The 24,015-nt window shown below is 69.4% G+C and carries 24 protein-coding genes; 15 read left to right on the top strand and 9 right to left on the bottom strand.

The features are described 5' to 3' along the window. Window positions 1–11: 11 nt before the first annotated feature. Window positions 12–2,828, bottom strand: coding sequence for an aconitate hydratase (locus A5701_RS13550; RefSeq protein ID WP_197504974.1), 2,817 nt, complete (start codon window positions 2,826–2,828; stop codon window positions 12–14). 368 nt (window positions 2,829–3,196) lie between these two features. Here A5701_RS13550 and A5701_RS13545 point away from each other — a divergent pair, with 368 nt between their 5' ends. From A5701_RS13545 to A5701_RS13520, 6 genes are all read left to right on the top strand, one after another. Beyond that, on the top strand, window positions 3,197–3,745 hold the full coding sequence (locus A5701_RS13545) for a DUF6676 family protein (RefSeq protein WP_067754046.1): 549 nt from the start codon (window positions 3,197–3,199) through the stop codon (window positions 3,743–3,745). A 239-nt stretch (window positions 3,746–3,984) separates the two neighbouring features. After that, window positions 3,985–5,421: an NlpC/P60 family peptidoglycan endopeptidase RipA gene (gene ripA, locus A5701_RS13540; protein WP_067754043.1), complete on the top strand. Its 1,437-nt coding sequence runs from the start codon at window positions 3,985–3,987 to the stop codon at window positions 5,419–5,421. A gap of 25 nt (window positions 5,422–5,446) precedes the next feature. Then, the gene (gene ripB, locus A5701_RS13535) at window positions 5,447–6,181 is read left to right on the top strand and encodes an NlpC/P60 family peptidoglycan endopeptidase RipB (RefSeq protein WP_067754115.1); all 735 of its coding nucleotides are present in this window, start codon (window positions 5,447–5,449) and stop codon (window positions 6,179–6,181) included. A gap of 163 nt (window positions 6,182–6,344) precedes the next feature. Beyond that, complete coding sequence (locus A5701_RS13530; RefSeq protein WP_067754041.1) at window positions 6,345–7,478, top strand: MoxR family ATPase; 1,134 nt, start codon at window positions 6,345–6,347, stop codon at window positions 7,476–7,478. Next, on the top strand, window positions 7,475–8,428 hold the full coding sequence (locus A5701_RS13525) for a DUF58 domain-containing protein (protein WP_067754038.1): 954 nt from the start codon (window positions 7,475–7,477) through the stop codon (window positions 8,426–8,428). The genes A5701_RS13530 and A5701_RS13525 overlap by 4 nt, the downstream gene beginning before the upstream one ends. 43 nt (window positions 8,429–8,471) lie before the next feature. Continuing rightward, the gene (locus tag A5701_RS13520) at window positions 8,472–9,479 is read left to right on the top strand and encodes a VWA domain-containing protein (protein ID WP_067754035.1); all 1,008 of its coding nucleotides are present in this window, start codon (window positions 8,472–8,474) and stop codon (window positions 9,477–9,479) included. A gap of 63 nt (window positions 9,480–9,542) precedes the next feature. Here the strand turns inward: A5701_RS13520 and A5701_RS13515 are convergent, their stop codons facing one another. Next, window positions 9,543–10,382, bottom strand: a complete 840-nt coding sequence (locus tag A5701_RS13515) for a type IV toxin-antitoxin system AbiEi family antitoxin (RefSeq protein ID WP_067754032.1) — start codon at window positions 10,380–10,382, stop codon at window positions 9,543–9,545. A gap of 164 nt (window positions 10,383–10,546) precedes the next feature. Here A5701_RS13515 and fabG1 point away from each other — a divergent pair, with 164 nt between their 5' ends. Genes fabG1 through A5701_RS13500 form a run of 3 tightly spaced genes read left to right on the top strand, consistent with a single transcriptional unit; the run spans window position 10,547 to window position 13,175 of the window. Then, window positions 10,547–11,314, top strand: a complete 768-nt coding sequence (gene fabG1, locus A5701_RS13510) for a 3-oxoacyl-ACP reductase FabG1 (RefSeq protein ID WP_067754029.1) — start codon at window positions 10,547–10,549, stop codon at window positions 11,312–11,314. A gap of 34 nt (window positions 11,315–11,348) precedes the next feature. Beyond that, the gene (gene inhA, locus A5701_RS13505) at window positions 11,349–12,158 is read left to right on the top strand and encodes an NADH-dependent enoyl-ACP reductase InhA (RefSeq protein ID WP_067311115.1); all 810 of its coding nucleotides are present in this window, start codon (window positions 11,349–11,351) and stop codon (window positions 12,156–12,158) included. Between the two features lie 6 nt (window positions 12,159–12,164). After that, window positions 12,165–13,175 carry a ferrochelatase gene (locus A5701_RS13500; RefSeq protein WP_067754026.1) on the top strand — a complete coding sequence of 337 codons (1,011 nt, stop codon included), beginning with the start codon at window positions 12,165–12,167 and terminating at the stop codon, window positions 13,173–13,175. Here the strand turns inward: A5701_RS13500 and A5701_RS13495 are convergent. Continuing rightward, window positions 13,172–14,098, bottom strand: coding sequence for a hypothetical protein (locus A5701_RS13495; protein WP_067754023.1), 927 nt, complete (start codon window positions 14,096–14,098; stop codon window positions 13,172–13,174). The two genes, A5701_RS13500 and A5701_RS13495, sit on opposite strands and share 4 nt — an antisense overlap. Window positions 14,099–14,155: 57 nt before the next feature. Between A5701_RS13495 and A5701_RS13490 the strand changes: the two genes are divergently transcribed. From A5701_RS13490 to A5701_RS13480, 3 genes are read left to right on the top strand one after another with little or no spacing between them, the layout of a single operon-like run. Continuing rightward, a complete protein-coding gene (locus A5701_RS13490) occupies window positions 14,156–14,593 on the top strand; it encodes an NfeD family protein (RefSeq protein ID WP_067754020.1) in 438 nt (145 codons plus the stop codon). 36 nt (window positions 14,594–14,629) lie between these two features. Further along, window positions 14,630–15,775 (top strand): SPFH domain-containing protein, encoded by a 1,146-nt coding sequence (locus A5701_RS13485; RefSeq protein WP_067754017.1) that lies wholly within the window; start codon window positions 14,630–14,632, stop codon window positions 15,773–15,775. Between the two features lie 9 nt (window positions 15,776–15,784). Continuing rightward, window positions 15,785–16,141: a DoxX family protein gene (locus A5701_RS13480; protein WP_067754014.1), complete on the top strand. Its 357-nt coding sequence runs from the start codon at window positions 15,785–15,787 to the stop codon at window positions 16,139–16,141. Here A5701_RS13480 and A5701_RS13475 read toward each other — a convergent pair. From A5701_RS13475 to A5701_RS13465, 3 genes are all read right to left on the bottom strand, one after another. Beyond that, window positions 16,138–16,605, bottom strand: a complete 468-nt coding sequence (locus A5701_RS13475; RefSeq protein WP_067754011.1) for a nitroreductase family deazaflavin-dependent oxidoreductase — start codon at window positions 16,603–16,605, stop codon at window positions 16,138–16,140. The genes A5701_RS13480 and A5701_RS13475 overlap by 4 nt on opposite strands. Window positions 16,606–16,607: 2 nt before the next feature. Continuing rightward, a complete protein-coding gene (locus A5701_RS13470) occupies window positions 16,608–16,880 on the bottom strand; it encodes a hypothetical protein (RefSeq protein WP_067754008.1) in 273 nt (90 codons plus the stop codon). A 99-nt stretch (window positions 16,881–16,979) separates the two neighbouring features. After that, on the bottom strand, window positions 16,980–17,354 hold the full coding sequence (locus tag A5701_RS13465) for a hypothetical protein (RefSeq protein WP_067754005.1): 375 nt from the start codon (window positions 17,352–17,354) through the stop codon (window positions 16,980–16,982). A gap of 264 nt (window positions 17,355–17,618) precedes the next feature. On the opposite strand from A5701_RS13465, the gene A5701_RS13460 reads away from it, so the two are divergent. Further along, window positions 17,619–18,332: a response regulator transcription factor gene (locus A5701_RS13460; RefSeq protein ID WP_067753993.1), complete on the top strand. Its 714-nt coding sequence runs from the start codon at window positions 17,619–17,621 to the stop codon at window positions 18,330–18,332. Then, window positions 18,329–19,846 carry a cell wall metabolism sensor histidine kinase WalK gene (locus A5701_RS13455; RefSeq protein ID WP_067753991.1) on the top strand — a complete coding sequence of 506 codons (1,518 nt, stop codon included), beginning with the start codon at window positions 18,329–18,331 and terminating at the stop codon, window positions 19,844–19,846. The genes A5701_RS13460 and A5701_RS13455 overlap by 4 nt, the downstream gene beginning before the upstream one ends. Window positions 19,847–19,898: 52 nt before the next feature. Here A5701_RS13455 and A5701_RS28190 read toward each other — a convergent pair whose 3' ends face one another. From A5701_RS28190 to A5701_RS13445, 3 genes are all read right to left on the bottom strand, one after another. After that, window positions 19,899–20,138, bottom strand: coding sequence for a hypothetical protein (locus A5701_RS28190; protein ID WP_156670083.1), 240 nt, complete (start codon window positions 20,136–20,138; stop codon window positions 19,899–19,901). Window positions 20,139–20,271: 133 nt separating this feature from the next. Continuing rightward, window positions 20,272–21,063, bottom strand: coding sequence for an endopeptidase (locus A5701_RS13450; RefSeq protein WP_082954749.1), 792 nt, complete (start codon window positions 21,061–21,063; stop codon window positions 20,272–20,274). A gap of 136 nt (window positions 21,064–21,199) precedes the next feature. After that, window positions 21,200–21,967 (bottom strand): TVP38/TMEM64 family protein, encoded by a 768-nt coding sequence (locus tag A5701_RS13445; RefSeq protein ID WP_067753984.1) that lies wholly within the window; start codon window positions 21,965–21,967, stop codon window positions 21,200–21,202. 168 nt (window positions 21,968–22,135) lie between these two features. Between A5701_RS13445 and mutA the strand changes: the two genes are divergently transcribed. Further along, window positions 22,136–24,013 carry a methylmalonyl-CoA mutase small subunit gene (gene mutA, locus A5701_RS13440; protein WP_067753981.1) on the top strand — a complete coding sequence of 626 codons (1,878 nt, stop codon included), beginning with the start codon at window positions 22,136–22,138 and terminating at the stop codon, window positions 24,011–24,013. Window positions 24,014–24,015: the final 2 nt, after the last annotated feature.

Here is a 24,015-nt window from a genome sequence, read left to right as displayed (position 1 = left end):
GGCGACGACGGCTACGACTTGAGCATGTTGCGCAGCACGTACTGCAGGATGCCGCCGTTGCGGTAGTAGTCGGCCTCCCCGGGCGTGTCGATGCGCACCACCGCGTCGAACTCGACGGCGTCCTTGCCATCTTTAGTCGCCTTGACGTGCACCGTCTTTGGCGTCTTGCCGTCGTTGAGCGCCTCGATGCCGGTGATGTCGAACACCTCGGTGCCGTCCAGCCCCAATTCCTTGGCGGACTTGCCCTCGGGGAACTGCAGCGGGATCACGCCCATGCCGATCAGGTTGGAGCGGTGGATGCGCTCGAACGACTCGGCGATCACCGCCCGCACGCCCAGCAGCAGCGTGCCCTTGGCGGCCCAGTCCCGAGACGAACCGGAGCCGTACTCCTTGCCGCCCAGCACCACCAGCGGAATGTTCTGCGCCGCATAGTTCTGCGCCGCGTCGTAGATGAACGCCTGCGGGGCACCGTCCTGGGTGAAGTCGCGGGTGTAGCCACCCGAGACGTCGTCGAGCAACTGGTTGCGCAGCCGGATGTTGGCGAATGTGCCGCGAATCATCACCTCGTGGTTGCCGCGCCGGGAGCCGAAGGAGTTGTAGTCCTTGCGTTCGACGCCGTGCTCGTCGAGGTACTGCGCGGCCGGGGTGCCCGGCTTGATGGCGCCCGCGGGGGAGATGTGGTCGGTGGTCACCGAGTCGCCCAGCAGCGCCAACACCCGGGCGCCCGTGATGTCACCGACGGGCTCGGGCTCCGCCGCCATCCCCTCGAAGTACGGGGGCTTGCGGACGTACGTCGAATCCTGGTTCCACTCAAACGTATTGCCACTCGGGGTGGGCAGGTTGCGCCACCGCTCGTCGCCCTTGAAGACGTCAGCGTAGTTCTTGGTGAACATCTCCTGGCTGATCGCCGAGGCGATGGTGTCCGAGACGTCCTTCTGCGACGGCCAGATGTCTTTCAGGAAGACGTCGTTGCCGTCCTTGTCCTGACCCAGCGGCTGCGACTCGAAGTCGAAGTCCATGGTCCCCGCCAACGCGTAGGCGACCACCAGCGGCGGGGACGCCAGGTAGTTCATCTTCACGTCGGGGTTGATGCGGCCCTCGAAGTTCCGGTTGCCGGACAGCACCGCGGACACCGACAGGTCGTTGTCGTTGATCGCCTTGGAGATCTCGTCGGGCAGCGGGCCGGAGTTCCCGATGCACGTCGTGCAGCCGTAGCCGACCAGGTAGAAGCCGAGCTTCTCCAGATACGGCCACAGGCCGGCCTTGTCGTAGTAGTCGTGGACCACCTGGGAGCCCGGTGCCATCGTGGTCTTCACCCACGGCTTGGACGCCAGCCCCTTCTCGACGGCGTTGCGGGCCAGCAGCGCCGCGCCCAGCATCACCTCGGGGTTGGAGGTGTTGGTGCACGACGTGATGGCCGCGATCACCACCGCGCCGTGGTCGAGCTCGAACTCGCCTCGGTCGTCGGAGCGCACCCGAACCGGGTTGCTCACCCGGCCCTTGGCATGTGCCGCAGCCGATTCGAACTTCGGGGCGTCGTCGGCGTGGCCGTTCTCCAGCGCGCCGGGGTCGCTGGCCGGGAAGGACTCGTCGACGGCCTCGTCGAGCTTGGAGTACTCCTTCTTGTCGGGGTCGTCGCCGACGTAGTCGCCGATCTGCGCGCGGAACGTGGATTTCGCGTCGGACAACGCGATTCGGTCCTGCGGGCGCTTCGGTCCGGCGATCGAGGGCACCACGTCGGACAGGTTGAGTTCGAGGTACTCGGAGAAGGCCGGCTCGTGCTTCGGGTCGTGCCACATGCCCTGCTCTTTGGCGTACGCCTCGACCAGGGCGAGCTGCTCGTCGGAGCGGCCGGTGAACCGCAGGTAGGAGATGGTCTCCTCGTCGATCGGGAAAATCGCGGCGGTGGAACCGAATTCGGGGCTCATGTTGCCCAGGGTGGCGCGGTTGGCCAGCGGCACCTCGGCCACCCCCTCGCCGTAGAACTCGACGAACTTACCGACCACGCCGTGCTTGCGCAGCATCTCGGTGACGGTCAGCACCACGTCGGTGGCGGTGACGCCGGCCTGGATCTCACCGGTCAGCTTGAATCCGACGACTCGCGGGATCAGCATCGACACCGGCTGACCGAGCATCGCGGCCTCGGCCTCGATGCCGCCGACGCCCCAGCCCAGCACGCCCAGGCCGTTCACCATCGTGGTGTGCGAGTCGGTGCCCACGCAGGTGTCGGGGTAGGCGACCCCGTCGCGGTCCATCACCACGCTGGCCAGGTATTCGATGTTGACCTGGTGCACGATGCCGGTGCCCGGCGGCACCACCTTGAAGTCGCGGAAAGCGCCCTGGCCCCAGCGCAAGAACTGGTAACGCTCGCCGTTGCGCTGGTACTCGATCTCGACGTTGCGCTCGAAGGAGTCGGGGGTGCCGAACAGGTCGGCGATCACCGAGTGATCGATCACCAGGTCGGCCGGCGCCAGCGGGTTGACCTTCTCCGCCTTGCCGCCGAGGTCGCCGATCGCCTCGCGCATGGTCGCCAGGTCGACGATGCAGGGCACGCCGGTGAAGTCCTGCATCACGACGCGGGCGGGCGTGTACTGGATCTCAATGCTGGGTTCGGCCTTGGGATCCCAGTTCGCGATGGCCTCGATGTGGTCTTTGGTGATGTTGCTGCCGTCCTCGTTGCGCAGCAGGTTCTCGGCGAGGACTTTGAGGCTGTAGGGGAGTTTCTCGGTGTTGGGTACGGCGTCGAGACGATAGATCTGGTAACTCTTGTCGCCGACCTTGAGGGTGTCGCGCGCTCCGAACGAGTTCACAGAATCTTCTTTACTCACTTCAACTCCCAAGGATTTAGTTCTTCCGCCGACGGGCCGTGCCGGCGGTGCGGTGCTACTTTAACAGTACGCTTGTCCTGCATTACGGCGGGGCGTCCGTAGGTCCAGTCTTGTCGCGTAGCCCGACGGTTTAAACCCCTCGGGGCGGACTCTCTCGGAAGCGCCGTGACCTCGTGCCCGGGCGCGGCGCCGGGCGGATGCTCTCGAAACATAAACCTCGCACACCCGCGCCGGCGTGTCGTGTGCGTGGTTTATGTGTCGTGACCGCAAGGGCGGCGCGGCTGGCGGCGAGGCCGGCCTGCCCGCCGGGCGGGCGATCGCGAACCCGCGTCGCGTACGGTGCCGGTAGCACTAGTCAGGGAGGCGAAATGACCGGGCACGAATCCTTCGTCCTGCCGCTCTACATTCCGCAAGACGTCGACATGGCCGCGATCAAGGCGCAGGTTGCCGCCGACGGCGTCAGCGCGCCGCCCGCGGCCCTGCCCGAGCTGCTCGATGTGGTCAACCAGGCGCGCGCACACGGCATCAACCTCAAGATCGTCCTGCTTGACCACAACCCCCCGAACGACACCCCGTTGCGCGACATCTCGACCGTGGTCGGCGCCGACTACCACGACTCGACCGTCCTGACGCTCAGCCCGAGTTACGTAGGTAGCTACAGCACACAATTCCCGCGGGTCACGCTGGAGGCCGGCGAGGACATCGCCAAGACCGGCAACCCGGTGGTCTCGGCGCAGCATTTCGTGGGCGAGCTCGAGGGCCACGAATTCCCGTGGACGGGCCTCACCATCTTCCTGCTGCTCGCGGTCTTCGCGGCCGCCGTCGGCACCCGCCTCCTGCAGCTGCGCGCCAGGCGATCAGCAACTCCGTCGGATTCGGCGGGGGCGCAGGAAGTGACGCCGACGAACACGGCCTAGCCCCGCTTTCCGGCGCGACAGGTCCCGCCGGCCACTCTCTCATCGGCCGCTGCGGCAAACCCGGCAGGTCACCGTTCGGTCACATTAAACGCACGTCAAGAGTGCGATTTCTGTGGAGCGTTTGCACGCCCAATAGTGTGACGTACGGTGCAAATGATGCTGGTGTTGTCTTTGGCGCCTCTTGAGAGCCCTGTGGCCGGCGCCGCCCGTCGCGTTGAGCCGTAGGAGACCTGAGTCGAATGAGACGCACACGCCGGGGCTCCGCTGCGCAACCGGTCGCGAGGCTCGTCCGGCCGGTCGTGCCATCAGTCGTGAGCGTGGCCCTGCTGCTCTGTACGCCCGGGCTCGCCCAAGGTGACCCCGCCGCCGACAGCCTGGCCGGTCTGATCGCCAACGTCGCGAAGGCGAACCAGCGCCTGGAGAATCTGAGCGCCGAAATCCAGACGGAACAGGAGAGCGTCAACAAAGCCCTGGTGGACGTCGAGACCACCCGGGACAACGTCGCCGCGGCCCAACGCGACCTCGAGACCAGCCAGCAGGCGGTCAAAGACGCCAACACCGCGATCGCCGCGGCGCAACAGCGGTTCGACACGTTCGCCGCCGCCACCTACATGAATGGCCCGTCGAGCAGCTACCTGACCGCCACCAGCCCAGACGAGATCATCGCCACCGAGGCCGCCGCGAAGACCCTGTCCGCGAGCTCCCAAACGGTGATGACCAGGCTGCAGCAGGCGCGAACCGAACAGGTGAACAAGGAATCGGCGGCTCGGCTGGCCAAGCAGAAGGCCGACAAGGCCGCCGCCGACGCCAAAGGCAGCCAGGACGCCGCGGTGGCGGCGCTGACCGATTCCAAGCGCAAGTTCGACGAACAGCGCGAACAGGTCACCCGGCTGGCCGCCGAACGCGACGAGGCGCAGGCGAAACTCGAAGCCGCCCAACGGCAGTGGTCGACCGGCCCGGGCGGTCCCGCCACCCCGAGCTCGGGCGACCGGTGGGAGACCGGCTCGCCCGGGGCGCCGGCGCCGCACACCGGGGCCCGCCGCTGGGACGGCGCCTGGGACCCGACCCTGCCGATGATCCCGAGCGCCAACGTCCCCGGCGACCCGATCGCGGTCATCAACCAGGTGCTGGGGATCTCGGCCACCTCGACGCAGGTCACCGCCGGACTGGGCCGCAACTTCCTGCAGCAGCTCGGCATCCTCAAGCCCGACGACACAGGCATCACCAATGCCGCCCCCGGCGGGACTTCCGGGCGGATCCCGCGGGTGTACGGCCGGCAGGCCACCGAATACGTGATCCGGCGCGGCATGTCGCAGATCGGCGTGCCGTACTCCTGGGGCGGCGGCAACGCCGCCGGGCCCAGCAAGGGCATCGACTCGGGCGCCGGCATCACCGGCTTCGACTGCTCGGGCCTGGTCCTGTACTCGTTCGCCGGGGTGGGCATCAAGCTGCCGCACTACTCGGGCTCGCAGTACAACCTGGGCCGCAAGATCCCGTCCTCGCAGATGCGCCGCGGCGACGTCATCTTCTACGGCCCCGGCGGCAGCCAGCACGTCACGATCTACCTCGGCGACGGGCAAATGCTCGAGGCCCCCGACATCGGGCTGAAGGTCCGCGTCGCGCCGGTGCGCACGAGCGGCATGACGCCCTACGTGGTCCGCTACATCGAGTGGTGAACGAATGAAAATCGAACGGGGAGCCATGCGCCGCAAGCGGATTCGCCTGATCAACCTCGCCTGGATCACCACCGTGGTGACCGGGCTGATGTTGTCGGTCGCCGCCCCGGCGCCCGTCGCCGTGGCCGACCCCGGCGCCTGGGACCCCACCCTGCCGGCGACGATCAGCGCGGGCGCCCCGGGCGACCCGCTCGCCGTCGCCAACGCGTCGCTGCAGGCCACCGCCCAGGCGACCCAAACGACGATGGACCTGGGCAGGCAGTTCCTGGGCGGCCTCGGAATCAACATCCTGGGGGATCCCGCTCCCACTGCGGCAAGCCCCACCAACCCGGGCGGCAAGATCCCGCGGGTCTACGGCCGTCAGGCAATCGAGTACGTCATCAAGCGGATGGGCTCGCAGATGGGCGTGCCCTACTCGTGGGGCGGTGGCTCGCTGGACGGCCCGAGCAAGGGCGTCGGCGACGGCGCGAACATCACCGGTTTCGACTGCTCGGGCCTGATGCGGTACGGCTTCGCCGGCGTCGGCGTCCTGATTCCCCGGTTCTCCGGTGACCAGTACAACGCCGGCCGGCACATCCCACCCGACCAGGCGCGGCGCGGCGACCTGATCTTCTACGGCCCGAACGGCGGCCAGCACGTGACGATGTATCTGGGCAACGGCCAGATGCTGGAGGCGTCCAGCCTCGCCGGTCACGTCACCGTCAGCCCGGTTCGCAAGCCCGGCATGACGCCGTTCCTGACTAGGATCATCGAGTACTGATCCAGGTTCGTTGCTGGGCGGGTCGCCCGGCTGGATGCCGGGGGCGAACCACCAGCGTCGACGGAATCCGGCGGGCCTGGAATAGTTGGACGCGGGCACGTCGCGGCCCCACGACAGTGGTGGTGCAAGCAGTCGTGTCCGAATGAGCTGTGGAGGGTTATTGATGACAGCAGCAGGTGGGCCGCCTCAGGGCGCCAGCGGTTACTCGGGCCCGGGTGGTCCTGCCGGCTCGCCGGCCCATGAGGCGCCGTCGGGCGGTGGTAATGGCCTGGCCGCGGAGGTGCACACGCTGGAGCGGGCCATCTTCGAGGTCAAGCGGATCATCGTCGGCCAGGACCAGCTCGTCGAGCGGATGCTGGTCGGCCTGCTCTCCAAGGGCCACGTGTTGCTCGAAGGTGTCCCAGGTGTGGCCAAGACCCTGGCCGTCGAGACCTTCGCCAAGGTGGTGGGCGGCACGTTCGCCCGCATCCAGTTCACGCCCGACCTGGTGCCCACCGACATCATCGGTACCCGCATCTACCGGCAGGGCAAGGAGGAGTTCGACACCGAGCTCGGCCCGGTGGTGGTGAACTTCCTGCTCGCCGACGAGATCAACCGTGCGCCTGCCAAGGTGCAGTCGGCGTTGCTGGAGGTCATGCAGGAACGCCAAGTGTCGATCGGCGGCAAGAGGTTCCCATTGCCCAACCCGTTCCTGGTGATGGCCACCCAGAACCCGATCGAGCACGAGGGCGTGTACCCGCTCCCCGAGGCCCAGCGGGACCGCTTCCTGTTCAAGATCAACGTCGGCTACCCGTCGCCCGAAGAAGAGCGGGAGATCATCTACCGGATGGGTGTGCGGCCGCCCGAGCCCAAGCAGATCCTCAACACCGGCGACTTGTTGCGGCTGCAGGACATCGCGGCTAACGGCTTCGTGCACCACGCGCTGGTCGACTACGTGGTGCGCGTCGTGACCGCCACCCGCCATCCCGAGCAGCTTGGCATGAACGACGTCAAGACGTGGATCTCGTTCGGTGCGTCCCCGCGCGCCTCGCTGGGCATCATCGCCGCGTCCCGCTCGCTGGCGCTGGTGCGTGGCCGCGACTACGTGATTCCGCAGGATGTCGTCGATGTCATTCCCGACGTGCTGCGGCACCGCCTGGTGCTCACCTACGACGCGCTCGCCGACGAGATCTCGTCGGAGATCGTCATCAACCGGATCCTGCAGACGGTCGCCCTGCCTCAGGTCAACGCCGTTCCGCAGCAGGGGCAGTCGGTGCCCCCGGTGATGCAGCCCGCCGGCGCGGCTAGCGGTCGGTGACCGACCCCAAGCAGCCGGCGGTGCCACACCCGCCCTCGATGCAGCGCGGGCAGATCGTCGACCCGAAGCTGGCGGCGGCGCTGCGGCAACTCGAGCTGACGGTCAAGCGCAAGCTCGACGGCGTCCTGCACGGTGACCATCTCGGGCTGATCCCGGGACCGGGCTCCGAGCCGGGCGAATCGCGCGAGTACCAGCCCGGTGACGACGTCCGGAGGATGGACTGGGCCGTCACGGCGCGCACCACGCACCCCCACGTCCGGCAGATGATCGCCGACCGTGAGCTGGAGACGTGGCTGGTGGTCGACATGTCGGCGAGCCTCGATTTCGGCACCGTGGGCTGCGAGAAGCGCGACCTGGCCGTGGCGGCAGCTGCCGCGATCACGTTCCTCAACAGCGGCGGCGGCAACCGGCTCGGGGCGCTGATCTCCAACGGCCAGACCACGACTCGGGTTCCGGCGCGCTCCGGGCGGCAGCACGAACAGACGCTGCTGCGCACCATCGCCACCACCCCGAGGGCGCCGGTCGGCGTGCGCGGGGATCTGGCGACGACCATCGACGCGCTGCGCCGTCCGGAACGCCGCCGCGGCATGGCGGTGATCATCAGCGACTTCCTGGGGCCGATCAACTGGATGCGCCCGCTGCGGGCGATCGCGGCCCGCCACGAGGTGCTGGCCGTCGAGGTGCTCGACCCCCGCGACGTCGAGCTGCCCGACATCGGTGACGTCGTGCTGCAGGACGCCGAATCCGGGGTCACCCGCGAGTTCACCATCGATCCCCAGCTGCGCGACGATTTTGCCAAGGCTGCCGCCGCGCACCGCGCCGAGGTGGCGCGCACCGTGCGCAGCTGCGGGGCGCCGATACTGACCCTGCGCACCGACCGCGATTGGATCGCCGACATCGTCCGCTTCGTCGAGTCCCGCCGGCGCGGGGCGATGGCGGGACGGCAGTGACGGGCACTTTGACCGAGGCGCACAGACACACCAAGACGGTTTTATGACACTGCCATTGCTCGGGCCGATATCGCTGTCCGGCTTCGCACACTCCTGGTTCTTCCTGTTCCTGTTGGTCGTGTTCGGGCTGGCCGCGATGTACATCCTCATGCAGCTGGCGCGGCAGCGAAGGATGCTGCGCTTCGCCAACATGGAGCTGCTGGAAAGCGTTGCGCCCCAACGTCCTTCGCGCTGGCGGCACGTGCCGGCGATCCTGCTGGTGGCGTCGCTGGTGCTGTTCACCATCGCGATGGCGGGGCCGACCAACGACGTCCGCATTCCCCGCAACCGGGCGGTGGTGATGCTGGTGATCGACGTGTCGCAGTCGATGCGCGCCACCGATGTGCAGCCCAACCGGATGGCGGCCGCGCAGGAGGCGGCCAAGCAGTTCGCCGACGAGCTGACCCCGGGCATCAACCTGGGGCTGATCGAGTACGCGGGCACAGCCACCGTGCTGGTGTCGCCGACGACCAACCGCGACGCGACGAAGAACGCGCTGGACAAGTTGCAGTTCGCCGACCGCACCGCCACCGGGGAGGGCATCTTCACCGCGTTGCAGGCGATCGCGACGGTCGGCGCGGTGATCGGCGGCGGCGACAAGCCGCCACCGGCGCGCATCGTGCTGTTCTCCGATGGCAAGGAGACGATGCCGACCAATCCGGACAACCCGAAGGGCGCCTTCACTGCCGCGCGCACCGCCAAGGACCAGGGCGTGCCCATCTCGACGATCTCGTTCGGCACCCCGTACGGCTTCGTCGAGATCAACGACCAGCGCCAGCCCGTTCCCGTCGACGACACGACGATGAAGAAGGTCGCCGAGCTCTCCGGCGGCAGTTGGTACAACGCCGCCAGCCTGGCGGAGCTGAAGGCGGTCTACGCGACGCTGCAGCAGCAGATCGGCTACGAGACCATCAAGGGCGACGCCAGCGTGGGCTGGGTTCGGCTCGGGGCGCTGGTGTTGGCGCTCGCCGCGCTCGCCGCCCTCCTCATCAACCGCCGCCTGCCGACGTAATTAGGGTTCCAGCCCGCGAGCGTAAGCTGGCTGCGATTGCCGGCCCGGATTTTCGCAGTGTGGTTACATTCGCGAAGCGCGCGCCTCGCTGACCCGGCGGATTATTTCGTCGCGGTGATGTTCGGCGATGACTCTGACGACAATCCACCCGTGACGCTCGAGCATCTCCAGCCGGCGGACGTCCTTGACGTATTGATAGCGACTCGAGCGATGCTGATCGCCGTCATACTCGACAGCGACCTTGATGTCGTCCCAGCCCATGTCCAAATACGCCACGACGCAGCCCCATTCGTTGAGCACAGGGATCTGTGTCTGCGGAGCCGGAAACCCGGCCACAATCAACAGCAGCCGCAACCAGGTCTCCTTGGGCGATTGCGCCCCACCGTCGACGAGTCCGAGGGCGAGGCGAGCAGCTTTCATTCCCCGGCGCCCCCGATACCGCTCGAGTAGGGGCTCGACGTCGGCCATCTTCAGGTCGGTCGCCTGCACGAGGGCATCGATGGCGGCGACTGCGGTTTCCTTCGGATGGCGCTTCGCCAGGTCAAGGGCCGTACGGGCCGGCGTAGTGACACGCATCCCGTCGACGACCGTGATCTCGTCGGCTTCGACGCGCTCTTCCCAGACCCGCACTCCCGCGGCCCGTCGGCGGTTGCAATCGATGATCTCGGCAGTCGCGCCGGGGTCGATCCAGCGAGCACCATGGAGCGCGGCGGCCGAGAAGCCTGCCAGGATGCCTCGTCGCCGCGATCGCAGCCAGGACGCCTTGGCGCGCAACACAGCGGTCAATTCCGTATCTCTGGGCATGTAGACGTCCCGGTGCAGCGCAATGTACCGAGTTCGGAGCTCATGGCGAGTCACCAGCCGCGCGGCGCGGGCTTCACTGCCCACGAAAGGATCCGTCATGGCGAAAGTGTGCTGAGTCACACCGACAAGTCGAGGCGGTCGTAACCTGGTGGCGGATTTTCGTTCGATATCTCGCCACAGCGTTACGACCGCGGCCTGGTAGGAGGGACATTTCAGCCCGGGGCGATTTCGGGGCGACCACGGCAAGGCGCTAGGTTGGCGGGGTGACTGACACGGCCACCGAGAACACCACCGAAAGTGCCGCCACCGGCGGCAAACCCGCATTCGTATCCCGCTCAGTCCTGGTGACGGGCGGAAACCGGGGCATCGGACTGGCGATCGCGCAGCGGCTGGCCGCCGATGGCCACAAGGTGGCCGTCACCCACCGCGGATCCGGGGCGCCCGAGGGGCTGTTCGGCGTGGTGTGTGACGTGACCGACAACGAGGCCGTCGACCGGGCGTTCAAAGAGGTCGAGGAGCACCAGGGGCCCGTCGAGGTGCTGGTGTCCAATGCCGGCATCTCCAAAGACGCCTTCCTGATCCGGATGACCGAGGAGCGCTTCACCGAGGTCATCAACGCGAACCTCACCGGGGCGTTCCGGGTGGCCCAGCGGGCGTCGCGGAGCATGCAGCGCAAGCGGTTCGGCCGCATCATCTTCATCGGGTCGGTGTCGGGCATGTGGGGCATCGGCAACCAGGCCAACTACGCGGCCGCCAAGGCCGGCCTGATCGGCATGGCGCGCTCGATTTCCCGCGAGCTGTCCAAGGCCGGGGTGACCGCCAACGTGGTCGCCCCCGGCTACATCGACACCGAGATGACCCGCGCGCTCGACGAGCGGATCCAGGCGGGCGCACTGGAATTCATCCCGGCCAAGCGGGTCGGCACCGCCGAGGACGTCGCGGGGGCGGTCAGCTTCCTGGCGTCCGAGGATGCGGGCTACATCGCCGGCGCGGTCATCCCGGTTGACGGCGGCATGGGCATGGGCCACTGAATTCGGCCCCGACACATCGACATTAAGGACGGACATGGCAGGACTGCTCGAGGGCAAACGGGTTCTGGTCAGCGGGATCATCACCGACTCGTCGATCGCGTTTCACATCGCCAAGGTCGCCCAGGAGGCGGGGGCGCAGTTGGTGCTCACCGGGTTCGACCGGCTGCGGCTGATCCAGCGCATCGCGGACCGGTTGCCGGAGAAGGCCCCGCTGATCGAACTCGACGTGCAGAACGAGAAGCACCTGGACACGCTCGCCGAGCGGGTCACCGCCGAGATCGGTGAGGGCAACAAGCTCGACGGCGTGGTGCACTCGATCGGCTTCATGCCGCAGACCGGGATGGGCATCAACCCGTTCTTCGACGCGCCCTACGAGGACGTCTCCAAAGGCATCCACATCTCCGCCTACTCGTATGCCTCCCTGGCCAAGGCGCTGCTGCCGATCATGAACCCCGGCGGGTCCATCGTCGGCATGGACTTCGACCCGAGCCGGGCCATGCCGGCCTACAACTGGATGACGGTGGCCAAGAGCGCGCTCGAATCGGTCAACCGGTTCGTGGCCCGCGAGGCCGGCAAGTTCGGTGTTCGCTCGAATCTGGTTGCGGCGGGGCCGATCCGGACCCTGGCGATGTCCGCCATCGTCGGCGGTGCGCTCGGCGAGGAGGCCGGCGCCCAGATGCAGCTACTGGAAGAGGGCTGGGACCAGCGGGCGCCGATCGGGTGGAACATGAAGGACCCCACGCCCGTGGCGAAGACGGTGTGCGCCCTGCTTTCGGACTGGCTGCCGGCCACCACCGGCACGATCATCTTCGCCGACGGCGGCGCCAGCACCCAACTGCTTTAATCGCCAATGGAATTCGACGCCGTCCTGCTGCTGTCCTTCGGCGGGCCGGAGGGCCCCGAGCAGGTACGGCCGTTCCTGGAAAACGTCACCCGCGGCCGCAACGTGCCGCCCGAACGCCTCGACGACGTCGCCCAGCACTACCTGCATTTCGGCGGGGTGTCACCGATCAACGGCATCAACCGCGCCCTGATCGGCGAGCTGCGGGCGGAACTGGACCTGCCCATTTACTTCGGCAACCGCAACTGGGAACCTTACGTCGAAGACACCGTTGCGACCATGCGGGACAACGGGGTTCGCCGCGCCGCGGTGTTCACCACGTCGGCGTGGAGCGGCTACTCCAGCTGCACGCAGTACACCGAGGACATCGCCCGGGCGCGGCAGGCCGCCGGGCCGGACGCGCCCGAGCTGGTCAAGCTGCGCCCGTACTTCGACCACCCGCTGTTCGTCGAGATGTTCGCCGGCACCGTCGGGGCCGCCGCGCGGACGGTGCCCGAGGGCGCCCGCCTGGTGTTCACCGCGCATTCGGTGCCGGTGGCCGCCGACCAGCGCCTCGGCCCCAGGCTTTACAGTCGCCAAGTCGCTTACGCCGCAAGGCTGGTCGCCGCCGCGGCCAACTACGCCGACTTCGATCTCGCGTGGCAATCGCGGTCCGGGCCGCCGCAGGTGCCGTGGCTGGAGCCCAGCGTCGAGGACCATCTCGCGGCGCTGGCCGCCTCGGGCACGACGGCCGTCGTCGTCTGCCCGATCGGGTTCGTCGCCGACCACATCGAGGTGGTGTGGGATCTCGACGAGGAATTGCGATCCCAGGCCGAGGCGGCAGGTCTGGCGTTCGCCCGGGCCGCCACACCCAACGCCGATCGCCGATTCGCCCGGCTCGCAGCCGATTTGATCGACGAGCTGCGCACCGGCCGCGCCCCCACCAGGGTGACCGGCCCCGACCCTGCGCCCGGTTGTCTCGCCAGCGTCGACGGCGCGCCGTGCCGTCCGCCGCACTGCGCCGCGGCCGAAGCCGGCTAGTCAGCCCACGCGGAGTGCAGGATCGCGGTGACGGCGGCCATTCGCGCCGACCGCACGACGGCGGTCAACGGCCGCAGCGCGTCACTGGCGATGCGTGCCTCCGAAGACGATTGCGTGCCGAACGGTTCCGGAACGGCGACCACCGGCGCGGTGAACCGATCCGGCGAGTCGGGGGAGCGGCTCAGTCCGGCGCTGACCGCGATGATGGCGTCGACGTGGGCGGCGTTCTCCAGCACCCGCAACGCGCGGGACGGCGCATGGTCGGGAATCCGGTGTTGCCGTGCGGATTCCAGCAACTGCTCGACGAGTCCGCGCGGATCCTCGACGTCGGCCGCGGCCGATCCGAGGCCGATCGCGCCGAGCGCGTCGGCGGCCGATCGGACCGCAGACCGCAGCGTGTATTCGGCGTCCCCGAGCTCGTGGTGGTCGAGCACCGGCGCACCGGGCAGCGAGTACACGGTCCAGGACAGCGCGCACAATTCCGGGAAGTCCGCCGCGTCTTCGTCGTAGGAGAACTCGGGGACCAGCCCGACGGCGGCGGCGGAATCGTTGGGATTGGCGACGATGATCGCTTCGCCGGCGGCCAGGGCGTCGCGCTCGAACTGCGTCCCCGGGGCAAGCCCGCGCACATCGCCGGGCACGGGCAAAAGCACATTGATGGTTCCGACCAGCCGCCCCGCGCCGTCCGCGGAGGGTGTCGATCGGCCGACCGCGGCGCGCAGCGTCTGCAGCAGCGTCACCGTCCCGGCGTCGTTCACATCCGGCCACGGCAGCCCGGTGTGGCCGGCGGCGACCGCATCATACGCGGTGACCGATTGCTTTGGAGCCCATACCGATAACGCGTCCAACACGTCGTCGGGCGCGGCCTTGCCCGCGAGCCAGGCATTGGCCCACAGGGACAGCGAGACACTGGGACACCACACGATTCCGCAGTGTAGTTGTTTTGCCCGGCAAAGGCGGATCACGCGTATTCTGACCGCATGCACGCTGCGGTGCTTTGGCTGATATTCGCGCTGGTGCTTGCCGGTGCGGAGGCGCTCACCGGCCATATGTTTTTGGTGATGCTCGGCGGCGGGGCGCTGGCGGCGGCAATCACAAGTTGGCTGACGGACTGGCCCGGCTGGGCGAACGGCACGGTGTTCCTCATCGTCTCCGTCCTGCTGTTGGTGCTGGTGCGCCCTGCGCTGCGGCGGCGGCTGACACCGGCGCACGCGCCGCGGCTGGGTATCGAGGCGCTGGAGGGCAAGAAGGCGCTGGTGCTCGAGCGGATCGGCCGCGACGAGGGTCAGGTGAAGCTCGACGGCGAGGTGTGGACGGCGCGTCCGCTCAACGAGGGCGATGTCTACGAACCGGGGGAGTCGGTGACCGTCCTGCAGATCGATGGCGCCACGGCGGTCGTCTTCAGGAGCAATCCATAACGGATGCGAGAGACGCTGTGAGAGAGAGGAACTCCCGTGCAAGGTGCGGTTGCTGGTTTGGTGTTGTTAGCCGTCCTGGTGATATTCGCCATAATCGTGGTGGCCAAGTCGGTCGCCCTGATACCGCAGGCCGAGGCCGCGGTGATCGAGCGGCTGGGGCGATATAGCCGGACGGTCAGCGGTCAGCTGACGCTGTTGGTCCCGTTCATCGACCGGGTGCGCGCCCGGGTGGACCTACGTGAGCGGGTGGTGTCGTTCCCGCCGCAGCCGGTCATCACCGAGGACAACCTGACGCTGAACATCGACACCGTGGTCTACTTCCAGGTCACCGTCCCGCAGGCCGCCGTCTACGAGATCAGCAACTACATCGTCGGCGTCGAGCAGCTCACCACCACCACCCTGCGCAACGTGGTCGGCGGGATGACGCTCGAGCAGACGCTTACCTCCCGCGACATGATCAACGGCCAGCTGCGCGGCGTCCTCGACGAGGCGACCGGCCGCTGGGGCCTGCGGGTCGCGCGGGTCGAGCTGCGCAGCATCGACCCGCCGCCGTCGATCCAGGCGTCGATGGAAAAGCAGATGAAGGCCGACCGTGAGAAGCGGGCGATGATCCTGACCGCCGAAGGGAACCGGCAGGCCGCGATCACACAGGCCGAGGGCGCCAAGCAGGCGCAGATCCTGGCGGCTGAGGGCGCCAAACAGGCCGCGATCCTGGCCGCCGAGGCCGACCGGCAGTCCCGGATGCTGCGGGCCCAGGGTGAGCGCGCCGCGGCTTACCTGCGGGCGCAGGGGCAGGCCAAGGCCATCGAGAAGACCTTCGCCGCGATCAAGGCCGGCAGGCCCACCCCGGAGATGCTGGCCTACCAGTACCTGCAGACGCTGCCGGAGATGGCGCGCGGTGACGCCAACAAGGTCTGGGTGGTGCCCAGCGACTTCAGCGCGGCGTTGCAGGGATTCACCAAACTCCTGGGTACCCCCGGCGAGGACGGCGTGTTCAGATTCCAGCCGTCACCGGTCGAGGACGCACCCAAGCACAGCGCCGACGATGACGCCGACGTCGCCGACTGGTTCTCCACCGAAACCGATCCCGCGATCGCGCAGGCGGTGGCCAAGGCCGAGGCGAGCGCCCGCCAGCCGGTGGATGGCACTATGCCGGGGGCACCGCCGCAATTGACCCAATAGGATTGCTCCATGAGCGTTTTCACGTCGCCGAAGACGTACGTCGCGCTAGGCGCGTTCCATGCAGTCGACGCGGTGTTGTGCGGCGTCCAGGTGGCCCCGATCAAAAAGGTTCTGGATGACGTCGGGCTGCCGGAAAACGTTCGGCCCGTGCTGCCGGTGGTGAAGGCGGCCGCCGCGGTGGGCCTGCTGTCGGTCACCCGTTTCCCCGCGCTGGCGAGGCTGACCACCGCGATGTTGACGCTCTATTTCGTCTTGGCGCTCGGCGCGCACATCCGGGTCCGGGACAAGGTCGCCAACGCGCTTCCGGCGGCGGCGTTCCTGGTGACCTTCGCCGTGATGACGGCGAAGGGTCCCGACCGCGCCTAGTCGAGGCGCAGCTCGACCAACGGCAGCGGGGCGCCGGTGTCGGTGATCGACGCGCCGAGCGTGTCCTCCAGCACGGGCCGCATCCGCTCCCACGCTTTCGGGTGACGGCTGCGGTAGGCGGCCAGGGCGCGGTCCACCTCGTCCTGGGCCATCACGCGTGCCGTGGCTCGTCTTGGGGCACGACTGCCGGTGTAGACCCGCACCCGCGGATTGGCTTCAATGTTGCGGAACCACTGCGCTTTTCGGCCGAAGCCGGAGGCCACCACGTAGGAGCCCGGGGCGGGGTGGTCGACGACTTCGAGGACGGCGTAGCGCCGCGCGCCCGAGGTGCGACCGGTGTGTTCGAGCATCAGCATGCGGGAGCCGAACAGCGCGCCCGCGCGGGCCTTGAAGAGCCAGATCGGCGCGCGCACCAGTCGACGCGACCGAAGCAGGCGTCCGGCGAGCTCGGAAAGTGAGGGCACCGTTACGCGTGGGGCGCCGGCGGCAACGGCGGCGCGGGCACGACGGCCGGCGCGGACGTCGGCAATGGCGGTGAGGTGTAGATGCACCCGCCTCCGCCCGCCGACTGTGACGACAGCGGCGGCGGGTATGGCGGCGGGGGAAGCTGAACCCGGACCGTCCACACCAACCCGGTGATCGCGAGGGTGGCGAGGACGCCGAGTACCAGGCCGGCCAGCCCGGCGACGATGGCGACGCCGGCGGGAAAGCGGCGGGTTCCGATGCTGTCCGAGGTCATGCGGCTCCCCACGGTCGTCGGATGTCGGTGACTTCAGACGCTACTGGCGAGACGGCTGCCGCCGCCACGATTCGCCGGATCGCGACGGCGGCAGGCCGGTCAGCTGTGCGGGGCAGCGGAGGGCGGCGGCGGTGGCGGGAAGGCCTCGCCCGGCGGCGGGACCAAGCCTCGCGGCGGCCCGGGCGGCGCGGGTGGCGGCGCGAACCCGAAACCCCCGGGCATGGGCCCACCCATCGGCGGCGGCGGTGGACCCTGATGCAGTCCCATCATCGGCGGCGGACCCGGCAGCGGCGGCGGACCGGGCGGGCCCGCGCTGATGATCCAGGCGAAGGCGATGGCCGCGATGGTGCCGATCGCGCCGATCAGCGCGCCCGCCACCCCGGCGCCGACCACGACACCGGTGGCGTAGCGGCGGGGTTCACGTGGTTGCCGGGGCGGCGGCGGATTGGTGTCGATCTCCTCGTTTGTGGTCATGGCTTCGGACGGTAGGGGCCGCATCTGAAGTGGACCTGAAGAAACTGCGGCCCCGTCCGTCACTCCTGTCACCAGCGAAGGGCAGCGGCGTTGTGCCCGCCTCGCAGCGACAAACGCGAAATGGCCCTGCCGGGGGCGGATTGTCGCTCAGAGGCGGGCACCTGGTCACATCCCGGCGTTCCTGATAAATCTGGGATTGCCGGGACGGAAGGGGCACCGCGGCGGCTTCAGGTTGGTTTCAGCACCGGCGCTCACAATGGAGTCATGACGAACTGCCCGCGCCCGGCCGCCGGCCACTTCAGCGTCGGCACGCCGCGGATTCTGGTGGTCGAGGACTCGGAGACGATCCGGGAGATGGTCAGCGAAGCGCTGACCGACATCGGCTATCACACCGAGGGTCGTTGTGACGGTGACGGTTTGGAGGAGGTGCTCGATGGGCTGCGGCCGGACCTGGTGGTGCTCGACGTCATGCTGCCGGGACGCGACGGATTCGACCTGATCGACGTCATCCGCGGCTGGGGCGACGTGGGGATCGTCTTGATCACGGCGCGGGACGGCCTGCAGGATCGGCTGCGCGGGTTGGACGGTGGGGCCGACGACTACGTGATCAAACCGTTCGAGCTGGCCGAACTGGTGTCGCGCGTCGGGGCGGTGTTGCGCCGGCGCGGACGGCTGCCGCAGGTTGTCCAGGTCGGGGATCTGATGCTGGACGCCGACGCGGGCGTGGCCGCGCGCGGTGGTAGCCGCCTCGACCTGACCGCAACCGAACTGCGGCTGTTGGCCTTCCTGGTGGAACAGCGCGGCCGCATCGTCAGCGCCGGCCAGATCCTGAACGGGGTCTGGGGGTACGACGCCTACGATCCGAACCTGGTGCAGGTGCATATCAGTGGATTGCGGCGCAAACTCGAAGCCCACGGGCCGCGGATCCTGCACACCGTGCGCGGCATCGGCTACCGGTTGCAGCCGCGGCGATCATGACGGCCGCGTCCACGACTCGGACCCCGTCCCTGCAGCGCCGGGTGACGCTGGTGGTGGTGGCGTTGCTCGCCCTGCTGCTGGTGGTGCTCGGCGTGACCGTCGACCTCAGCCTGGGCGTCCTCGCCCGCAGAAACCTGCACGACCGGCTCCTCGCCGCGGCATCCCGGGCCGAGGCGCTGGACGTCGCACACACGTCACCCGACCTGCTGGCCGCCGAACTCAACGGCGGCGGCGTACGGGCACTGCTGGTCACCGCCGACGGCGCAACGTACGGCGACCGCGGCATCAGCCCCGATACCGTCGCGGGTCCCGTTGTCCCGCTGCCCTTTCCGCCCCCGCCGCCGTTCGCTCCGCCGCCGCCGTTCGCGCCCGGCCCGAACTTCCCGCCGCCCGGCGTCGCACCCTGGCCGCCGCCGCCCCCGCCGCCCCCGCCGGATGCCACCGCGACGGCCGTCGTGCGCCCGCTGCCGGATGGCTCCCGGGTGATCCTGGTCGCCGACACGACGCAAACCACCCAGGTGACGCACCAGCTGCGCCTGCTGATGATCGGGGCCGGCGTGGTGACGCTCCTGACCGCGGCGCTGTTGTTGGTGGCGGTCAGTCGGGTGGCGTTGCGCCCGTTGGACCGGCTGACGGCGCTGGCGAACGACATCAGGACGGGCGATCGCGGGCGACGGCTGCGCCCGGACCGGGCCGACACCGAATTGGGGCGCGCCGCAACCGCTTTCGACGGGATGCTGGACGCGTTGGAGGCTTCCGAAAACCGGGCCCAGCGGGCCGCGGACACCGCCCAGCGGGCCGAGACCGCGACCCGGCGCTTCCTCGTCGACGCCGCCCACGAGTTGCGGACCCCGATCGCCGGGATTCAGGTCGCCGCCGAACAGCTCGTCAACAACGCCTCCGCCGCGGATCAGGGCGACGACACGGCGCAGGGTCAGTACCGCCGGGCCAGCCTGTTGCTGTCCGACGCCCGCCGCGCCGGCCGGCTCGTCTCGGACATGCTCGATCTGAGCCGCATCGACGCGGGCCTGCCGTTGGACACCCGCGAGGTCGACCTGGCCGCGATCGCGGACGCCGAAGCCGACCGGGCCGCGATGCTCGCGCCGCAACTCGCGATCAGCCGCACCGGCGTGGCCGACCTCGCCGTCAACGCGGACCCCACCCGGCTCGCGCAGATCCTGTCCAATCTGCTCGACAACGCACGCCGCTACACACCGGCCGGCGGCACCATCACGATCGACGTCCGGCGCGACGACGGCGCCGCCGCGGTGACTGTCACCGACAGCGGCCCAGGGATTCCCGACGAGGAGCGCGAGCGGATCTTCGAGCGCCTGGTGCGCCTGGACGCCGGCCGCGCCCGAGATCACGGCGGCGCAGGGCTCGGGCTGCCGATCGCCCGGGCGCTGGCCCGAGCCCACGGCGGAGAGCTGGTGTGCGTGCCGCGCGACGGCGGTGCCGAGTTCCGCCTCACCCTGCCGGTCGTCGCTGCCGTCGACCCGAGCGCCGAGCGGTGACCACCCCGGGTCGAGGCGGCCACCGCTCGGTGCCGCTAGCGCACGCCCGGCACTAGAACCCCGGCGGTGGCGGGCGGAAGGGTCCACCCGGAGCCCCCGGCGGCGGCGGTCCGCCCGGTGGTCCGGGCGGCGGCGGTGGCCCACCGGGCCCACCCGGTCCCGGCCCCCAGGGTTGTCCCGGCGGCGGGGGCGGGGGCGGATCCGCGCTGGCCACCGCGGCGCCGAAGCCGGCCGCGGTCGCCCCGAGGGCGCCCGCCAGCAGCGAACCGGCGATGAGTTGTTTGATCTTCACTGGGCCCATCTCTCCCTTTCTGTCGGCGATCGATCCCCGTCGGGTGCGCAATAGCGTCCCGCGCACCGCGACGTCCGCGACGTTAGGAAGCGAGCCTGAAGCCAGCCTGAAGATCCTTGCGGTGGGCGAACTTTCAGCCGGCCGCGGACGACACCGCGGTCACGGTGGTCAGCCGCCACTTGTCCAGCCAGGGCTGGACAAGCTCGGCCACCGAGAACCTCGCCGGGGCCGAACATCCCGGCTTCGGCGGGTCGGGGACACCCCCGCGGATGAGGATGCCGACGGCGCGCACGGTGCCGTCGCCGTCGTTGAGGTAGACCGGCCCGCCGGAGTCGCCGCATTGGCCGGGCGCCAAGAACACGACCTTGCTCTTGGTGACTTCCGTGATCGGGCCGCAGGTGGCCTCGCCGGAACCCATGCCGAACTTGCAGAGTTCCTGGCCGATCTGCAGGTTGGTGGCGACGCCCGCGACCGGCAGGGAGGCCCCGATGGCCGCGCTCTGCGGGACGCTTTCGCCGTTGAGCAGGACCAGGCCGATGTCGTGCTGCTCCTTGTGCACACCCTCGTTGACCGTCTGGCTGAACGTGCCGACCGTCGCGTAGGGGAGGACGCCGCCCAGGTTCATCGTCACCTTGCCGGGCCCGCCCGGGCGGTTGCAGTGACCGGCCGTCAGCACCCCGGTCTCGCCGGCGGCGGTGTGCACCAAAAATCCCGCGGTGCAACCCATTCCGCCCGACCCGTCGGCGTACTCGACGAAGATGCCCGCGCCGGGGCCGATAGCGCTCGATGCGGGCAGGTCGATCGGTGCCAGGGCGGGCGGTGGGGCGAGGGAGCGGGCGCCGTCGTTCCTGGACAGCTGGGACACCGCGGCGACGAAGGCCATGGCGCAGAACAACGCCGCGATCGCCAGCAACGCGGAATGCATCCTGGAGCGTTGTGGCAGCGGATACTGCACGTGGGTTCCGGCCAACACCCCCCCTTGAGCGCGCGATGCCGGTAGGTCTCTGAGGCCCCAGCTTGCCAGCTTCGGCCCAGCGGCCGTGGCGATTAGCGAGATCTGGTCAGCGAACGGTGGCCGGCTGGGGGGAGGGCTCGTCGTCGACGGGACTGTCTGCCCGGCGATGGTGCCGGCGGAAATGGCGGATCTCGATGATCAAGCCCGTCAAACCCAGCGTCGCCGTGCACAGCGAGACGAGGTACAGCAGCGAGTTGGGGTGTCCGGCGAGGGCGTCTCCGAGGATCACCACGGCGGCGGTGCCGGGCAGCAGGCCGCCCAGCGTCGCCAGCGTGTACGGCAGCAGGCGCACCGTCGACGCGCCGGCGGCGTAGTTGATCGCGGAGAACGGCACGGCGGGAATCAGCCGCAGCGACAGGATGGCCAGCCAACCCCGTTGGCGCAGGCGTTCGTCGACCGTGTCGATCGACCGGTGGCGCACCAGGCGGTTCAACCGCCACCCGGCCGCCCGCACCAGCAGCATCGCGATCACCGCGCTCGCGGTGCTGGCCCCGACGGCCAGCGCCACACCGAGCAGCGGGCCGAACAGCAGGCCGGCGGCCAGGGTGAAGGCCGTGCGGGGGACCGGTACCACGGTCGCCACGATGTGCGCGGCCAGGAACGCCAGCGGAAACCAGGGGCCGACCGACTGTGCCCAGTCGCGCATCTGCACGGGCGTGGGCAGCGGGAGCCATGACGCGGCGACGATCAGCAGTGTGATACCGACCACTGTGGCGATTGCCCGGGGCCGCGACAGCAGACGCGCGGTTGCGCCCAGCGCGCCGGCGAGGTCGCGCAGAGTCCGGTTGATTCTGCAGGTGGCGGAAGCCGTCACGCCTGTAAAGGTTACGGGGCCCAGGTGAATAACTCGTTTCCCGAGGCTGGCGTTTCATCGGCGCGCCGCCGCGTTCGTCGCGCCGCGCGGTTTTCTGCCCACAGGCCCGATCAACTAGCCTCATTAGTAAGTCGCAGGCCCCATTTGCTGGGAAAAAGGGAGCAATCGGTGTCCATTGATGTACCCGAGCTCGCCGAACTAGAACAGGTTCGCGGGCGTTGGCGCAGCGCGGTCGCCGGCGTGCTATCGAAAAGCACCCGGAAAGACCCCGAGGAGCTCGGGGACCAGCCCGAGCGGCTGCTGGAAACCCCGACCTATGACGGCATCGCCATCCGGGCGCTGTACACCGCGCTGGACGAGCTGCCGGAACCGCCGCTGCCGGGCGAGTGGCCGTACCTGCGGGGCGCCGACGCGCTGCGCGACGTCAAGTCCGGCTGGAAGGTGGCCGAGGCGTTCCCGACCGACCGCGTCGCCGGGGTGGCGGCCAAGGACGTCAACGCCGCGGTGCTGGACGCGCTGGGCAACGGGGCGAGCGCGCTGGTCCTGCGGGTGGGGGAGTCCGGCGTGACCACCGACCAGCTCGAGGAAAGCCTGGCCGGGGTGTACCTGAGCATGGTGCCGGTCATCATCGATGCGGGCGCCGACTACTCGACGGCCGCCGACGCGATGTTGGCGATGGCGGCCCGCGTGGAGGGAGATCAGCGCGAACTCCTGTCGATCGACCTGGGCGGCGACCCGCTCACCGCGGCGCTGAGTGACCGTCCCACGCCGGCGCTCGACGAGGTCGTCACGGTCGCCAAGCGGGCGGCCCGAGAGCGCGGCGTGCGTGCGATCACCGTCGACGGCCCGGCCTTCCACAACCTGGGCGCCAACGCGACCTGGGAGCTGGCCGGCACCGTGGCCGCCGGGGTGGACTATCTGCGGCGGCTCACCGAATCGGGCCTGCCGGTCGGCGAGGCGTTGCGGCAGATCAGCTTCCGGCTGGCCGCCGACGACGACCAATTCGTCACGCTCGCCAAGATGCGGGCGTTGCGCCGCCTGTGGGCGCGGGTCGCCGAGGTCGTCGGCGACCCGGACGGCGGCGCCGTCACCGTGCACGCCGAGACGTCGCTGCCGATGATGACCCAGCGCGACCCGTGGGTGAACATGCTGCGCTGCACGCTGGCCGCGTTCGGTGCGGGCGTCGGCGGCGCCGACACCGTGCTGGTGCTGCCGTTCGACGTGGCGATCCCGGGCGGCTTCCCGGGCACGGCGAGAAGCTTCGCGCGCCGGATCGCCCGAAACACCCAGTTGCTGCTTCTGGAGGAGTCGCACGTCGGCCGGGTGCTGGACCCCGCCGGCGGGTCCTGGTTCGTCGAAGACCTCACCGCGCGGCTCGCCGAGCGGGCCTGGGAGCACTTCCAGGCCATCGAGGCCCACGGCGGTTTCGTCGACGCGCGCGACTACGTCGCCGGCCAGATCGCCGAAGTGGCCGCGCGACGCGCCGACGACATCGCGCATCGGCGCACCGCGATCACCGGTGTCAACGAGTTCCCGAATCTGACGGAGCCGGCTCTGCCGCAAGAAGATTCGCCAGGTTCGCCGCTGGCCGCCGGCAACCTGCGGCGGTATGCCGCCGCGTTCGAGGCGCTACGCGATCGCTCCGATGCGTTCCTGGCCCGCACCGGCGCGCGACCGCGGGTGCTGCTGCTGCCGCTGGGTCCGCTGGCCGAGCACAACATCCGCGCCACCTTCGCCGCCAACCTGCTGGCGTCGGGCGGCATCGAAGCCGTCAACCCCGGAACCGTCGACGCCACGGGCGTCGCAAAGGCCGTCGCCGACGCCGGGTCGCCCGGCGCGGCCGTTATCTGCGGCACCGACAAGCGCTACGGGGAGGGGGCCGCGGCGATCGTCGAGGCGGCGCGGGCCGCCGGGGTGGCGCGGGTCTACCTGGCCGGACCCGAAAAGGCCCTGGGCGACGCCGAGCACCGGCCCGACGAGTTCCTGACCGCGAAAATCAATGCGGTCGAAGCCCTTTCGAACCTGCTCACTCGACTGGGAGCGTAGCC

It is taken from the genome of Mycobacterium sp. E3305, assembly GCF_001666785.1.
Taxonomy (GTDB): domain Bacteria; phylum Actinomycetota; class Actinomycetes; order Mycobacteriales; family Mycobacteriaceae; genus Mycobacterium.
The sequence above is the reverse complement of the archived record's forward strand: the minus strand, read 5'-3'. Positions and strand labels throughout refer to the sequence as shown.